Raw genomic sequence first — 15,396 nt, forward strand, 5'->3', positions numbered from 1 at the left:
GAGGATATGACGTACCCACAGTAGCAGACGAAAAAGGAAATGGTGTTCTTCCTTACCCAACCGCTATAAAAAAAGCTGATGACGCCTGATTAAGTTAAGTGTTTAACATTTAATCAGGTAGTTTATGCAGACAAAACAAAAAAAATCATTCAGCAAAAAAATCAATTTACAACTTTGGTCGTTGTTTAGACGTTATCCAACTATTCCTTACATCCTCAAATGGACATTCATTTGCTTATTTATCGGACTTTGTGTTGGTAGTGCTTCCGCAGGTTTTCTTCAATCATTGGATTGGGTTACGAATTATCGGGAAAATCATTTATGGTTAATTGCATTGTTGCCTATTGGTGGTTTTTTCATTGGCTTACTTTATTATTATTTGGGCAAAGACATTAAACCAGGAAACAATTTACTTCTTGATACCATTCACGACCCTAAACAAATTATTCCCTTCCGTATGGCTCCGTTTGTTTATATCGGAACCGTGGTAACACATTTATTCGGTGGTTCGGCAGGGCGTGAGGGAACAGCTCTACAAATGGCGGGTGCAATTGCCGACCAATTCAGTAAACCTTTCCGACTTTCTGAAAGCGAGCGAAAAATTTTAATCATTTCAGCCATTTCCGCAGGTTTTGGGTCTGTATTTGGTACACCATTGGCAGGTGCAATTTTCGGTTTAGAAGTGTTTTTAATCGGACGATTAAAATACGATGCTATTTTTCCCGCATTTGCAGCCGCTATTTTCGCAGACTTAGTTACGAAACTTTGGCAAACACACCATACTCATTACTACATCAATTTTGTTCCCGACATCTCTTTTTTAAATATCATTTACGCAATCATTGCAGGAATTATTTTTGGATTATGCTCAGCAACATTTAGTAAAACAATACATAAGGCAAGTTCTATTTTCAAATCAAAAATTGAGTATCCACCTTTCCGACCTTTGATAGGCGGTGTTATTGTTGCTCTTGCAGTTTGGGCAATAGGCACAACAAAATACATTGGCTTAGGTATTCCTACAATTGTTCAGTCCTTTGAAGAACAATTACCTATGTATGATTTTGCCTTGAAAATGATTTTTACCATCATCACATTGGCAGCAAGTTTTAAAGGTGGAGAAGTTACTCCACTGTTTTTCATTGGGGCAACTTTAGGTAACGCATTAAGTTATTTCATTCCATTGCCAACAGCACTTTTAGCAGGAATGGGATTTGTTGCCGTTTTTGCAGGAGCAACGAATACGCCATTAGCTTGTAGCATTATGGCAATTGAACTTTTTGGTGCTGATTGCGGAGTGTATGTTGCAATTGCTTGTGTAGTTGCATATTTAGTTTCAGGACATAACAGCATTTACAACAAACAAATGGTTGGCGAACCAAAGCACAAAAGATTTTCGAACCACGAAGGAAAAAGATTAAATGAACTTTAAAATTGTGAATATGAATACAAACAATATAAACGTAATGAGAATTTATTTTGGCTACGGACAAACAGTCAAAGGACAATCTTTATGGCAACGACTTTGGAGCAACAATTTGGGACAATTACTTTTAAAGAAAGCGAAAGAAATGAATATTGAACAAGCCAATATTTTTATTGCAAAAGCTGGTTATTTAGACAACGATAAGATAAGTTTCAATATTTCAGAAATTCCATCTAAAAAAAATCCAGTTTGCCTTGAACTTGTGGACACTGCCGAAAAATTAAAAAATTTTATAGGGCAAAATAGAAAAGAGCTAAACGAAACAAATGTTATTCTACTAAATAATGAATGTTTTAAGATTGACCAATAAAAAAAGGACTTATAAAGCCTGTTGAACCCTTTGATAAACTCAGGATAGGCTGAAAAAAATTGTATCAAGAATAGAATTTTATCTTCAAAAACCTTTTTCTCGATACAAAATTCTTTCAGAATTCCACTCGAAATGACAGGTTTATTGATAAAATTAAAACGGGTTCATAAATTATAAAATAACATTATAACATGTAAACAAACATTATTTAATACCCATCGAGCATTATTCGACAAGATTAATTTTTAGCTTATTACTATTTCTATTTCTATTAAACATAAATTATTTAGATATTGAATAGTGGTTAAAGTTGTAATTTTGGCTAAAATTATGGTTTTAAAACCACCGAAAGTTTTGGCACAATTTCGGTCTAATCATAAACTGATCACAGAGCTGAGAGAATAAGGTTTCGATTCTTTTTCTATATTTTTTGAACGCATAAAATTGTGGTTTATACTCTTTTTGATTAGCTTTTTTAGGTGTTTCTTTACATTAACTTCTTTTTTGTCACTCCTCTACACAAACTTATATTGAATAATACTTAAACTACTCGATAATATCATGGAGAAAAAGTTACACTATTGAACAATTTTCTTATTTTTTTATAAAATTCTAAGCACGTGAACAACGAAGAAGAACAAACCAAAAATTTATAACTAACTTTGAGGTCTCAATTATGAGACCTTTTTATTTAAGAAAAATCAATGCAAAATATAAAATTAATCGTGACAGATATGGACGGAACTCTGTTACGTTCTAATCATTCGTTAAGTCCAGAATTCAATAAAATTTACGAAGAATTAAAAGAAAACAACATCACATTTGTACCTGCAAGTGGTCGTCAATATTATAGTATCATTTCTTATTTTGAAAATATAAAAGATGAATTGGCAATTATTGCTGAAAACGGAACCTATGTTACCTATAAAGGTGAAGAAATTTTTGTTGACGAATTGGATTGGTCTGTTGTAAAAGAAATCGTAGAAGAAGTGCGTAAAATAGAAGGCGCAAATATTGTTTTGGCTGGTAAAAATGCAGCTTATGTGGAATCGAAAGATGAAACTTTTTTAGAATATTTTAAAAATTATTATGACAAAAATATTTGGGTTGATGATTTAACTAAAATCGAAAATGAACAATTCATTAAAATTGCAGTAAATCACGCTGATGGAACAGAATTTAATGTATTTCCAAAATTAGTTGATTTTGAAAAATATGGATTAAAAGTTGTGGTTTCTGGAGAAGTATGGTTAGATGTAATGAACAAAAAATCGAACAAAGGAGTTGCATTACAAGCTTTGATGAATAAATTGGATATTTCTTCTGAAGAAATCATTGTTTTTGGGGATTTTATGAATGATTTGGAGATGTTACATTTGGCAAAATATAGTTTTGCAATGGAAAATGCGCATCCAAATGTAAAAGAAGTGGCAAATTTTAAAGCGCCTTCTAACGATGAAGATGGTGTAATTCAAGTTATTAAGCAATATTTACAACAATTAAAAACCGTAAACACTTAATAATCTGACAAATAACATCAATCATTTAACATTTCAAATCAGATTAAATTATTAATTTCGCACAAAACCTAAACAATCAATGTTAGCTATCAACAAACATCTAAAAAGCTTTCTTGCAATTGGAACTTTACTTTTTGTTTTTTCTTGTAAAAACGAAAATAATCCTATTCAAAATCAAACAACAACTTCTTCTGAACCAAAAGAAATTTTGCAGAATGATGTTGATTCTGTTTATACGGTAAAAGTTGACTCTTCAGTTTTGAAATTAGATACTATTGCAAAAGAAGAAAGGAAAAATCCTATTGATTCGACAAAACAATATGTTTACCTAACTTTTGACGATGGTCCATATAATGGAAGTAAAAATATCAATAAAATATTAACCGAAGAAAATGTAAAAGGAACGGTTTTCTTAGTTGGTTTTAATGCTTTTACGAAAGATTTGAAACAACATGTAGAAGATTATAAAGCCAATCCAAATGTAGAAATTGCTAACCATACTTTTTCGCATGCGCGTAACAAATACAAAGCTTTTTACAGTGTTCCAGAAAATGTTTATGAAGATATTCGCAAAAATGAGGTGGTATTAGACATACATTCTCGTTGGGTTCGTTTACCTGCACGTAATACATGGCGTTTGAACAAACGCAAAAAAGACGATCCAGTAAAAAATGCAATTCCAGCAGCTGATTTATTGGCTAAAAATCAATACTATATCTATGGTTGGGATTATGAATGGGAAAGAAGTGGAAAAAAATCTGTCAATCATCAGCTTTCTTCGCCTGAAAAAATTTACGAAGGAATTGTACATCGTTTGGATCAAAATAAAACATTCGAAAAAAATCATTTGGTAATTTTAATGCACGATGATATGTTTAATGAAGATTATAATGCAGAAAAATTAAGACAATTAATTGTTTTATTGAAACGTAATCCGAAAATTGTTATTAAAGGAATTTCTGGATATCCAACCAGGATTAGCTAAATAAAATATTAAGATAAAAAAAACCACTTCAGATGAAGTGGTTTTTTTTATTAAATAAACTCTATCGTTGTTTCTATTTCGTGACCTTTTTCTAACACTTTGTGTACAGGACAAGAATTTGCAACTTTCAATAATCTTGTTTGTTGTTTTTCATCGAAATCACCTTCTATAATAACATGACGCTGAAAAGTAATTGGCTCAGTTGTAATCATATCAAAATTGACATCTACCTCAACTTTTTTGTAAGCAAATTCTTTGTGATTCATATACATTTGCAATGTAATCGAAGTACAAGAAGCCAATGCAGCTCCCAATAATTCGCTTGGTTTTGCAGCTGTATCCAAACCTCCTTTATCTAAAGGTTCATCTACATTAAATTCGTGTTTCCCAGCTTTAATATTCGAAATATAATTTTTATCTGTCGAAGTTGATGTTACATTAATATCACTCATTATCAATTTATTTTTCGTTTTCTTTTATTTTAGATTTTTGTTGAGCTTGCGGAATCGGAACGTAATCGTCATCTCCAGGAACTTTAGGAAAACGATGATTAATCCAATTTTCCTTCGCCGTTTCAATCGTTTCTCTTGAAGAACTTACAAAATTCCAAAAGATAAAATGTTCTTCCGGTAATTCTTCTCCTCCAAAAATATAAACGGTAGAACCAGCCGTAATTTCGAACTCACACAAAGTAGCTTCTTTCGCAACTAATAATTGTTTTGTTCCGTATGTCTCTCCTCCATCTTTGATAGAACCTTCTAATACATACAAAGCAGATTCTCCATACAAATCTTTACCTAAAGAAACTTTGAAATCATTTTTCGCTTTAATCTCAATAAAATATAAAGGGGAATAAACAGGCACGCCAGAAGTATGTTCACCAAACTTACCAGCAATCAATCTATAATCAGCATTTTCGTCCGACCAATTTGGTAATTTATCTGCTTCAACATGAACAAAACTCGGCTCCATATTTTCTAATTCTTTTGGCAAAGCCACCCAAATTTGTAAACCATGTAATGTTTTTTCTGTTGTACGTAGATATTCCGGAGTTCGCTCAGAATGTACAACACCTTTACCAGCAGTCATCCAATTCACAGCTCCAGGCTGAATTTCTAATTCAGTTCCTAAACTATCGCGATGCATAATCGCTCCTTCAAATAAATAAGTCAAAGTTGATAAACCAATATGTGGGTGCGGTCCTACATCAAGATTTTGATAATCTTTCATTTTTGTTGGTCCCATATGATCGATAAATACAAATGGTCCGACATGTCTTTTTTGACGAAATGGTAATAATCTACCAACCAAAAAATTTCCTATATCAGCAGCTTTTTCTTCTAAAATTAATCCAACGTTAGACATAATTAGTTTAGTTTTTTAATTGATGTAAAATTAGTTTTAACTATTAATTTAAAACTTGATTTAAGTTAATAAATAAAAAAAGGCTAACCAAAAGGTTAGCCAATTATAACTTAATCTTAACGATTTCTAGTAATCGTAACTATTTTGTGTTTCTCCTCCAAAATTCCAAGCAATACCGAAACGTAATGTGTTTTCTAAAGCATTGTTTGTATCTGACATTGGAATTAAGTAAGAAGCATTAAAAGCAAACGCATTGTATTTTAGCCCTAAACCTAATGTCAAATGTTGACGATCACCTTTCATTGGACTTTCGTGAAAATAACCGGCACGGATAAACAAAGCATCATTATAAGAGTACTCTGCACCAACAGAATACATAATTTCTTTTAACTCCTCTTTTCCTCCCCCTGGAGCATCTCCAAATGAACTGAAAATTCCAGACATTACACCTTTATTAGGTATATAACGATTCGTTACATTCCCTTCTTCATCATATTCATATTGAGGTGTAGGAACTAACAATTTAGAAAATTCTGTTGTAATACCAACTTTATTGTAATCATCAAATTTGAAATCATATCCAACACCTAAACGTAATGTTGTTGGTAAATATGATGCATTATCTTCTGAGTTTGAATAATCTAATTTTGGACCAATATTAGAGATTTGGAAACCTCCACGTAATTTTCCTTCAAAATTATTTGTATTCATTGTTTCTGATTGATAATATCCAGCAATATCTACAGCAAAAGTGTTTGCTGGTTGAACTGTACCATCACTTACTCCATTGAATAAATCTGAACGAATGAAACGACCTGTCACCGCCATCGAGTAATTATCTGTTAAACGTAAACCATATGATAAATCGATTGAGAATTCATTTGGTTTGGCTACTCCGTCATTAATTATATCGCTTCCATCAATACCGCCTGCTCCAAGTCTATTTAACTGAATTTCGCCCATATTGAAATAATAGATACTTGCTCCTAATGTACTACGTTCATCTTGACCTAAAAACGTATAATAAGTAGCATTCAATAAAAATACATCATTCACCAAAGATCCCATATAAGGTGTATATGAAAAGGCTACACCTGAATAATCAGGAGCAAAAGAATACTTTGCCGCATTCCAAAATTGAGAATAATTATCCGCAGAAGTTGCAACTCCTTGATCTCCCAAACCACCTGCACGTGCATCTGGAGAAATTCTTAAAAATGGAGCTCCTGTCATTATCGGATTATTAACTTCATCTTTATTTTGAGCAAAAGTAAATCCTGATGCTAAAATCAATAAACTTGCTGTAATTTTTTTCATTCGTTATATTATTGATTATATTTTTTCTTTTTGTTTATTATTTTAATATGACAAGTTTTTCAACTGCGGTGGCTGATCCTTTACAAACCGTATCATCAACACCTTTCACATTGACCTTGTAAATATAAACACCTTTTCCTATTTTATCGCCAAAATCATCCAAACCATCCCATTCTATCGCATATTTACCTGTTCGATATCCTTCTCTAAAAGGTTCTGCTGAAACAGTTTTACGAATCGTTTTGACTAATTTTCCTGAAATTGTAAATATCTGAACCATTACATCTAACTCAGAATCACAATTATGTTCAAAATGGAAAAACGTATTCTTTGTAAATGGATTTGGCCAGTTTAACAATTTATCAATATGTAATTGTCCTGTTCCATTTTCCATTACTACAAAGTCTAACGTTACAGTATTCGAATTATTGTTGATATCCCAAAATTTTAAATTCACAGTATGTTGACCAAGTTCAAGATTTTTCAATTGATACATTACTTGTCCTTTCTGATAATCTTCAAAATTCTTATTGATACATGGGTTTGCATCACCTCCATCATAATATTCATTCAACACATAAGCATCTTGCACTTTTCCATCAAGCGTTGCAACAATATCGTGTCCAATACTCGATCCAGTTGCATTAATACCTGAATTATCAGTTAAACAACCAACCAAATAAGGCGAACGATCTGTAATTCCTCCATTCGCAAAATGAAGGTTATTCATATATAATTTTCCTTGCGGACGTTCATCATCATTCAATCCTTCTTCGTTAATTCCTTCAATCGTAATTGTTTTTAAAGTCGATGCGTCTTTACCATCTTTCTCATCCCAAGCATAAAATTTTATTTTACGATTTCCTAATTCATAATTAATATCTTTCGGAACATAAAATTGAATCGTAAATTCACCTTTTTCTACTTTTCCTATTCCTTTATAAATTGTTTTATTTTCTGTTTCGAAAGTTTTTCCAGCCCAATCAGACTCCGATAAAATGGTTTTCGTTTCAGGTTTTTCATACAAACTAATCGCAATTTTCCCATTGAAACTATTATCAATTGAAGTATTAGATAATTGATTTACTTTACCTGTAATCGTTATAAAATCTAATGCTTGCATTTTACCACCAGCAAGGGCATCTACATCTTTTTTATTTTTGATGCTTAATATTTCAATATCTTGTTGTGGACGATGAATTACTAACATCGGATCTCCAAGAATACTTACACTTTTGTTATTTTGATGTTTTGGAGAATAATTTAATTTTGCTTCATTAAGCGCTTTACCAATTGTTTGATTTTCTATTCCAACTTTCTTGAAAAACTGTTCGATCAAAAAATTATTCATCGAATCTCCGTAACCTGTTCCAATTGGACGATTGGTTGTTATCATAGACAAGGCTCCTCCATTTGCGTTTTTCAACATAGCTTCTCCGGCAGAATTATATTGCGGTAAATCCCAAATTGTAAAATCACAAGTCACAGTTGTTACGATAGGTAAACGTGAATAAGCTGCATTAAAATTGGATAAATTTGTTAATTCTTCTGCTGTAATAATTCGCTCTTGTGCCCAACTACGAGGACCTCCATGACCGTAATACATCAAGAAGTTTGAACCTAACTCGATTCCATTCAAAATTGCTTGATTTACGGTTGGATATCTAACTCCGGCAGAAGTACTTTCAGGTTGATGAGCTCCCGAATATATTTTATTAATCGTATAAATTTGATTCTCAGGTTTAGAAAATTCAGTATCAATTTTGGCATTTAAGCCTGGAGTATTTACATTATTATCATTATCAGTAACTGCAACAATTTTTGTTCGCCAATCGCCATAGGAAGTCCCTTTTCCTTGAACTTTATCGTAATATGAAACTATTTTATCAACCAAAATCTTTGCCTCAGTAGAATTAGAAGCAGAAATTCGTCCTACAGCTATTTCAAACCAATTGGCATCGTAACTATAAATTCCGTCTACGCTATTCGATAACATTTTTACATTATCATTTAACATTGCAAAATAATCATCCGTTGCAATCGCACCATCAATATCAAGAGAAGGTTCGTCTGTAAAAGTTGGAAGATAATTTGTAAAATCCTTTACTCTATTTTTTGGATCATAGGTTGTTGCTCCAAACAAAACACCATATTCTAAATTTGGACTTGATCTATCTTTTAAGAATTTAAAGAAATCACGAATCGCAATAGGATCTTGACTTCCAGAAGAAAAATCGTTGTAAACTTGTTCCGTTGTTACAACTGCAACATTTATCTTATCATGTTCTTTTCTAAAATTCGCCAAGCGAGTAGCTTGATCCAAATATTTTGGATGCGTGACAATTATATAATTAATATCGGTTAAACTACGAATATCTTGATTTGCTACTTTCCCTACATATTTTGCATCTGTAAAAGCATTTTCATCCTTGAATGCGACAAACTGATTCAGATGATTTGTGCTAAACTTATACAAATTACTTTGCGGAACAATTGAAGAAATTAAATGAATATCAGAAACATTCCAAACAGAAACATTTGCAGCATTATTCAATGAAAAAGCATTCACACTTCCATTATTAATATCTTCTAAAAACTGAAAAGTGAATTGCTCATTGCTATATGTTAAACCATCTTTGAAACGCAATTGTAAATAATCCAAATAAGCTAATCCAGAAGGATTGGTTCCGCTAGAAGAAACCGCAATATCGATAGAATTTGAACCTAATGAAACTGTTTTATCTTGAATATTTCTATCAAATAAAGAGTTTCCTAAAGAATGAGTAAAAGTTTGTCCATTTAAATTAACGCTATATGATGTATTGTTTGCATTTTTTCCAACCACCGCATAACGCAAATATGCTTCTCCACCATTTACAGCATTCGCTTTGAACGTTTTCTTGAAACCTCCATTTAAACCAATATTTTCTCCAACCCAAATTTGCCCAAGACCATTTAAGTTAATCGAATCTTTTTCATGAAATTGTAAATTATCAAAAGTAGAAAAAGTTTTTATAGGACTTGCTGTAAGCGCCTGTTCTCCTACTCTTTTGCCATCTTCTCCATTAAAACTGATAAAATAATAAGCAAAATCATCATACAAATTATAGCGAACTTTTGCATCTTTCAACGTTGTCGTATTATTTCTGTACCACTGATGCGGACCTTTCGCATAAAACAACGCGTAATCATTACTATCAAAACTTCCATCTTCACCTCCAACAAATTTTATTGGAATTTCATTCAAAGCTCCAGTTCTATCTTCCGTTAAATTCTCCATCAAACGCCCTTCTCCATTTCCATAGATTTTTAGCGATTTTGGGTTAAAATTGGTCGGAATTCCATTTTTAGTAAAGAAACTTTTATCTAATTTAAAAACTCCATCTTTCGAGACTTTTATTTTGTACCAATCTCCCGTTTTCAAAACACTTGTAGTCGAATTATCAATTAATTTTCGAGAAGATGTTTTTCGAGATTGAATTGATTTCGGTACAATTGAGAAAGATTCTATTTTTAAAATCTTATCATTTTGTTTGACAAATGGTACAACTTTAAAAATTAGTTTTTGCTGACCATTTTTATCAATAATATTATATGAAGAAAAATTAATTTTATCTGTAATCGAAGACGTATTCAAATCGGCCAATTCATCCTGTACTTCTCTAAATTGCACATTTGATAATTCAACTTCTTGATTTGTAGAATTTAACTCAACGACAAATTCTGGAAGAAAATATCCTCCAACAAAATAATTATCTTTATTCGAAAAAAACGGCACATTTACCTTATTTCCATTCGTTAAAGAAATTGTTTGATTATTCTCCCAATTTATTTTGTAATTTTGACTAAATAATTGAGGAAATTGAAGCAAAGTTGCAACTAAAATAAAATATTTCTTCATGTCTGAATAACGCTATTTTGACAAATATATTTTCAATCGTAAAATAAAAAAATAATTCTTACGTTTGATACAAGAAATAAAGCATTTTTTCGTTGTAAGATTAATGTCAAATGCTTTTATTTGCATTAAATTTAATTTTCGAAAACCAGAAATATTCTATGAAAATGAATAAAGGACGTATTTTTTCTCTTGCCCTTGCAGCTGTAACTATGAGTGTGTTCATGGGTTGTGCAAGCAGTTCAGGAAAGAAAAAAGGAGGTGGAACAAAAAATTTCACAAGCCGTACAGGATGGAAACCAAACGATAGTAAAGGTTGGTTTTTTTCAGGTAAAAAGAAAGAAAACATCAAAGCTTGGCCTGGAATGGTTTTCATCGAAGGTGGATCTTTTACGATGGGAATTACGAAAGACGACGTGTTACACGATTGGAATAATTCTCCTGTTCGTATGCAAGTAAAATCTTTCTTTATGGGTGAAACTGAGGTTACAAACTACGAATATAGAGAATATTTAACTTGGTTGAAAGTTGTTTTCCCACCAGAAGACACGCAATACAAGGATATTTATAATGGAGCATTACCAGATGAAACGGTTTTTAACAATCAATTATCTCGTGATGATTTCTCTACAGAAAATTATTTATTTTCTCCAGAATTCAGCTATTACCCAGTAGTTGGTATTTCTTGGTTACAAGCCGTTAACTATTGTGATTGGTTAACAGACCGTGCTCTTGAAAAATCTTTAATGAACAAAGGAATCTTATCAAAAGATTATTACAATAACGAGGAGTATAATTACGGAAATAAAACATTTAGTGCTGAACAATATAAGTTAGGCGATACAAATGTAAACGAAGCGATTGATTCGACTAAAATTATGAAAGCGAATCAAATTAAAACGCAAAATACACGTATCTTAAAAGCAAATCGTGCAACTGGTTCAGATGAAGTACAACCCTTCCGTTTACCTACAGAAGCTGAATGGGAATATGCAGCATTAGCTTTACCTGGAAATCGTGAATACAACGAATACAAAGGAAAAGATGTTGCTCAAAATAACTTGAGAGTTACAAAAGGAGCTCAAAGAGGACAATATTTAGACAACTTCAAACAAGGACGCGGAGATTACTCTGGTATTGGAGGATTTGGAAACGATGGTTCTGCAATTACAAGTGATGTGCGTAAATATCCATCAAATGATTTTGGTCTTTACGGAATGTTAGGAAACGTTGCTGAATGGGTTTCTGATGTTTATCGTCCAATTATTGATGAAGAAGCAAACGATTTCAACTACTACCGTGGAAATATTTTAAAAACAAAAATTGACAATGGCGCAGGTGGTTTTGAAAAATATGACGAAACAAATGTTGAATATGATACATTAGACAACGGACGTTTAGTTTATAGAGGATTACCAGGCGCTTACAAAAAACAAATAGAATACGATTTAACAAATTATCGTGATGGTGACCCTAATTCTTCTTTATCACCACGTACTGAGGAAGGTAAATCTGCTGATCAAGCAACAGAAGACATGTACAACGCTCCTCAACGTAAATTTAGAGTAGATGAAAAAGGTCGAGTAATCTTAGAAAAAGATTCTTCTAAACGTACTTCTGACATCTCTGATGAAACACGTGTTGTAAAAGGTGGTTCTTGGAAAGACCCTATTTACTGGATAGATCCAGGACAAAGACGTTACTTACACCAAGCAAGTGCAACAAACTGGATTGGTTTCCGTGTGGCACAAGAATACTCTGGTAGTTTCGAATCAAAACGTAAACGTAGAGGATAAAAATCTTTCTTAATAAAAAAAAACTCGGTACTATAGTATCGAGTTTTTATTTGTTAATTAAATTCTTTCTGTTCTCAAGATTGGATCAATGACCAATACACAAATTCTTTGTATTCAAAAATCTTTTCAAAACCAAGCTTTTTCAATAAATTAATCGATTTGACATTATCTGAAAAAGATTTGGCTGTTATTTCTTTTACTATTTCTTGAGAAAATGCCCATTTTATAAGACCTCTACACGCCTCTTCTGCAAATCCTTTTCTTCTTTCTTTACGGATGATTCCATAACCAATGTCTACACTTTGTTCCTCCGCATTATACCCTTTAAATCCTACATCACCTATTATTTCTTTCGTATCCTTTCTTATAATCATCCAGGATTCGAAGCCTGTCACGTAATTATGAATTAATAATTTCTGAATAATTTTAGGCACTGTATCCATCATATCTTTATCCGGCCAGTCTTTGCTTTTTACAAAACCTTTGTCATACAACATATTAAAATCATTATACAGCATATTTTCACAAATATCAATCGTAAAAGGAACAAGAATCAATCGTTCAGTTTCTAATTCGTTAATGGTAATTTCTTTTATTTTCATACTTTTATCAAAGTCCTAGAGATATTTTTTTAATATAATAAATAAAATAGAGAAACTTGTGCTACCAAGATTAATCTCATCTAATTTATTTGCAATTATCGTAAATTACTTCGTTAAATGTCAAAAATAGAATCATAAAATTTTATATTTGTACGAAATAAAAAGAATAATTTCTTTCTATTTTTTTTAAAACAGAATCTCATCTATTTTATTTAGATAACATGAATACAACAGAAATATTCGATCAATTTCTTAAATCGAAAATCGTTACGACTGATACACGCAACATCTCACAAAATTGTATCTTTTTTGCTTTAAAAGGAGCTAATTTTAATGGAAATACTTTCGCTCAAGAAGCGATCAATCAAGGAGCTGCAATGGCAATTGTTGACGAGAAAGAATTTGAAAATACATCTCAAAATATTTTTTTGGTTAATGATGCTTTAGAAACTTTACAAGATTTAGCGAGAACTTATCGTAATTATCTTAAAATACCATTTATTGGATTGACTGGTTCTAATGGGAAAACAACGACAAAAGAATTGATTTCAGCTGTTTTAAAAGAGAAATTCAAAACGCATTATACTTTCGGAAATCTGAATAATCACATTGGGGTTCCTTTAACTATACTATCTATTCCAGAAGATACAGAAATGGCTGTGATCGAAATGGGTGCGAATCATCAAAAAGAAATCGAGTTATTAGCTTCTATTTCTCAACCAGATTTTGGATATATCACTAATTTTGGTAAAGCTCATTTAGAAGGTTTCGGAGGAATTAAAGGTGTGATTAAAGGTAAATCTGAGTTATATGATTTTTTGAGAGCAAGTAACAGAACTGCTTTTGTTAATTTTAATGATCCAATTCAAGTTGAAAAAACTGAGGATATTAATCGAATTACATTTTCTGATCAACATAATGCTAATGTTCAAATCGAATTGATAGAAAATGAAACTGAATATTTGGCGGTTAAATACCAAGATTTAGAAATTCAATCACATTTAACAGGAAACTATAATTTTAGCAATATTTCGTGTGCAATTGCAATTGGACAACATTTCGGGATTGACGCTAAATCTATTCAAAATGGAATCGAAAATTATTTTCCATCAAATAATCGTTCACAAATTATCAATAAAGAAAATTACAAAATTGTGATGGATGCGTACAACGCAAACCCAAGTAGTATGGAAGCTTCGTTAAATAATTTTGCAAAATTTGAAGGTTCTAAAACAATTATTATTGGTGATATGTTTGAGCTTGGAGAAGAATCCAAAGCTGAGCATCAACGTATTTTAGATTTAGCTGAAAGTTTAGATTTTGATCAAATTTATATTCTAGGACATAATTTTGGTGAAACAATTACGAATAATCCGAAAGTACAAAAATTTGAAAACCGCGTTGCATTTGAAGAATGTTTAAAAGAAAATCCAATCAAAACTCGAAATATTTTGATAAAAGGTTCTCATGGCATGAGACTTGATTTGTTAGAAAATATTTAAAATCAACACCTTGATTATCTGATGAATAAATCAATATTTTTTTTTATTATAATTACTCTTTTCACTTCTCATTCTCTTCAGGCTCAATCTGTAATTGAATGGAAAAAAGATATGAAACTTAATTACGAAAACTTTAAAAAGAAACCTATTCAAACAAAGGTTCCTCAAGGATTTTTAGATTCAAAATTAGGTTGGCAAATTGCAGAATCTACTGGAGAACTTCCTGAACTTTGGGTTACCAATAAATTTGATGAAAGTAATTCGTGGCTATCTATGCAACATGCAGAAATTTTAAAAGAAATGCAGTTGCAATTTGACTTATCTGAATTATATGCACGAAAAATCAGAAAAGATTTTAAAGATTTACAAGCCAAAAAAGTCATGGATAAAGATTCTTATCGAGCAAAATTTTTGTCAGGTTCTAAGAATTTTCAGAAAAAATTGAAATCGATAGCTGGAGTTTCATTAAATCAACCAGATTTATATAAATTATTAAATAAACAAATTCAAGATTCATTGGTGATTTATCAAAATTACAGTAAGTAATTTAACAATTAGTAAACTTTAAATTTCATAAATTTATACAAAATAAAAGCTGTGAAAATCACAGCTTTT

Annotated in this window: 12 protein-coding genes, 1 pseudogene and 1 riboswitch; of the genes and pseudogenes, 7 read left to right on the top strand and 6 right to left on the bottom strand. The window is 31.4% G+C overall.

Going from position 1 to position 15,396, the window contains the following annotated elements:
- Positions 1-26 precede the first annotated feature (26 nt).
- Positions 27-95, top strand: a riboswitch (Fluoride riboswitch).
- 29 nt (positions 96-124) lie between these two features.
- Together B3578_RS11675 and B3578_RS11680 are read left to right on the top strand one after the other, a co-directional pair.
- Positions 125-1,432, top strand: a complete 1,308-nt coding sequence (locus B3578_RS11675) for a voltage-gated chloride channel family protein (RefSeq protein ID WP_219034981.1) — start codon at positions 125-127, stop codon at positions 1,430-1,432.
- A 10-nt stretch (positions 1,433-1,442) separates the two neighbouring features.
- Positions 1,443-1,796: a DUF190 domain-containing protein gene (locus tag B3578_RS11680; protein ID WP_291048897.1), complete on the top strand. Its 354-nt coding sequence runs from the start codon at positions 1,443-1,445 to the stop codon at positions 1,794-1,796.
- A 225-nt stretch (positions 1,797-2,021) separates the two neighbouring features.
- On the opposite strand, the pseudogene B3578_RS11685 reads toward B3578_RS11680, so the two are convergent.
- A pseudogene (locus B3578_RS11685) lies at positions 2,022-2,282 on the bottom strand (transposase); the annotation flags it as partial.
- A 218-nt stretch (positions 2,283-2,500) separates the two neighbouring features.
- Here B3578_RS11685 and B3578_RS11690 point away from each other — a divergent pair.
- Positions 2,501-3,316 carry an HAD family hydrolase gene (locus B3578_RS11690; RefSeq protein ID WP_286495788.1) on the top strand — a complete coding sequence of 272 codons (816 nt, stop codon included), beginning with the start codon at positions 2,501-2,503 and terminating at the stop codon, positions 3,314-3,316.
- 79 nt (positions 3,317-3,395) lie between these two features.
- A complete protein-coding gene (locus B3578_RS11695) occupies positions 3,396-4,301 on the top strand; it encodes a polysaccharide deacetylase family protein (RefSeq protein ID WP_221855957.1) in 906 nt (301 codons plus the stop codon).
- Between the two features lie 50 nt (positions 4,302-4,351).
- Here the strand turns inward: B3578_RS11695 and B3578_RS11700 are convergent, their stop codons facing one another.
- From B3578_RS11700 to porU, 4 genes are all read right to left on the bottom strand, one after another.
- Positions 4,352-4,753 carry an OsmC family protein gene (locus B3578_RS11700; protein WP_221855955.1) on the bottom strand — a complete coding sequence of 134 codons (402 nt, stop codon included), beginning with the start codon at positions 4,751-4,753 and terminating at the stop codon, positions 4,352-4,354.
- A gap of 7 nt (positions 4,754-4,760) precedes the next feature.
- Entirely contained in the window at positions 4,761-5,666 is a 906-nt protein-coding gene (locus tag B3578_RS11705; RefSeq protein WP_291048904.1) for a pirin family protein, read from the bottom strand.
- Positions 5,667-5,792: 126 nt separating this feature from the next.
- Positions 5,793-6,983: a type IX secretion system outer membrane channel protein PorV gene (gene porV, locus B3578_RS11710; RefSeq protein WP_286495786.1), complete on the bottom strand. Its 1,191-nt coding sequence runs from the start codon at positions 6,981-6,983 to the stop codon at positions 5,793-5,795.
- Between the two features lie 37 nt (positions 6,984-7,020).
- Positions 7,021-10,884 carry a type IX secretion system sortase PorU gene (gene porU, locus B3578_RS11715; RefSeq protein WP_291048908.1) on the bottom strand — a complete coding sequence of 1,288 codons (3,864 nt, stop codon included), beginning with the start codon at positions 10,882-10,884 and terminating at the stop codon, positions 7,021-7,023.
- A 164-nt stretch (positions 10,885-11,048) separates the two neighbouring features.
- Here porU and gldJ point away from each other — a divergent pair, with 164 nt between their 5' ends.
- Positions 11,049-12,677 (top strand): gliding motility lipoprotein GldJ, encoded by a 1,629-nt coding sequence (gldJ, locus tag B3578_RS11720; protein ID WP_291048993.1) that lies wholly within the window; start codon positions 11,049-11,051, stop codon positions 12,675-12,677.
- A gap of 74 nt (positions 12,678-12,751) precedes the next feature.
- On the opposite strand, the gene B3578_RS11725 is transcribed toward gldJ, so the two are convergent.
- Positions 12,752-13,279 (bottom strand): GNAT family N-acetyltransferase, encoded by a 528-nt coding sequence (locus tag B3578_RS11725; RefSeq protein WP_286495783.1) that lies wholly within the window; start codon positions 13,277-13,279, stop codon positions 12,752-12,754.
- A 221-nt stretch (positions 13,280-13,500) separates the two neighbouring features.
- Between B3578_RS11725 and B3578_RS11730 the strand changes: the two genes are divergently transcribed.
- Together B3578_RS11730 and B3578_RS11735 are read left to right on the top strand one after the other, a co-directional pair.
- Entirely contained in the window at positions 13,501-14,781 is a 1,281-nt protein-coding gene (locus B3578_RS11730) for a UDP-N-acetylmuramoyl-tripeptide--D-alanyl-D-alanine ligase (RefSeq protein ID WP_291048912.1), read from the top strand.
- Between the two features lie 111 nt (positions 14,782-14,892).
- Positions 14,893-15,327, top strand: a complete 435-nt coding sequence (locus B3578_RS11735; RefSeq protein ID WP_291048915.1) for a hypothetical protein — start codon at positions 14,893-14,895, stop codon at positions 15,325-15,327.
- Positions 15,328-15,396 lie beyond the last annotated feature (69 nt).

The sequence above is a fragment of the Empedobacter sp. UBA1574 genome, from assembly GCF_002322895.1.
GTDB classification, from domain to species: Bacteria; Bacteroidota; Bacteroidia; order Flavobacteriales; family Weeksellaceae; genus Empedobacter; species Empedobacter falsenii_B.

Coding starts and splice junctions, on each gene's coding strand:
- B3578_RS11735 (WP_291048915.1), top strand. CDS start 14,893: ATGAAACTTAATTACGAAAACTTTAAAAAGAAACCTATTCAAACAAAG.
- B3578_RS11675 (WP_219034981.1), top strand. CDS start 125: ATGCAGACAAAACAAAAAAAATCATTCAGCAAAAAAATCAATTTACAA.
- B3578_RS11700 (WP_221855955.1), bottom strand. CDS start 4,753: ATGAGTGATATTAATGTAACATCAACTTCGACAGATAAAAATTATATT.
- B3578_RS11730 (WP_291048912.1), top strand. CDS start 13,501: ATGAATACAACAGAAATATTCGATCAATTTCTTAAATCGAAAATCGTT.
- B3578_RS11705 (WP_291048904.1), bottom strand. CDS start 5,666: ATGTCTAACGTTGGATTAATTTTAGAAGAAAAAGCTGCTGATATAGGA.
- B3578_RS11680 (WP_291048897.1), top strand. CDS start 1,443: ATGAATACAAACAATATAAACGTAATGAGAATTTATTTTGGCTACGGA.
- gldJ (WP_291048993.1), top strand. CDS start 11,049: ATGAATAAAGGACGTATTTTTTCTCTTGCCCTTGCAGCTGTAACTATG.
- B3578_RS11690 (WP_286495788.1), top strand. CDS start 2,501: ATGCAAAATATAAAATTAATCGTGACAGATATGGACGGAACTCTGTTA.
- B3578_RS11725 (WP_286495783.1), bottom strand. CDS start 13,279: ATGAAAATAAAAGAAATTACCATTAACGAATTAGAAACTGAACGATTG.
- porU (WP_291048908.1), bottom strand. CDS start 10,884: ATGAAGAAATATTTTATTTTAGTTGCAACTTTGCTTCAATTTCCTCAA.
- B3578_RS11695 (WP_221855957.1), top strand. CDS start 3,396: ATGTTAGCTATCAACAAACATCTAAAAAGCTTTCTTGCAATTGGAACT.
- porV (WP_286495786.1), bottom strand. CDS start 6,983: ATGAAAAAAATTACAGCAAGTTTATTGATTTTAGCATCAGGATTTACT.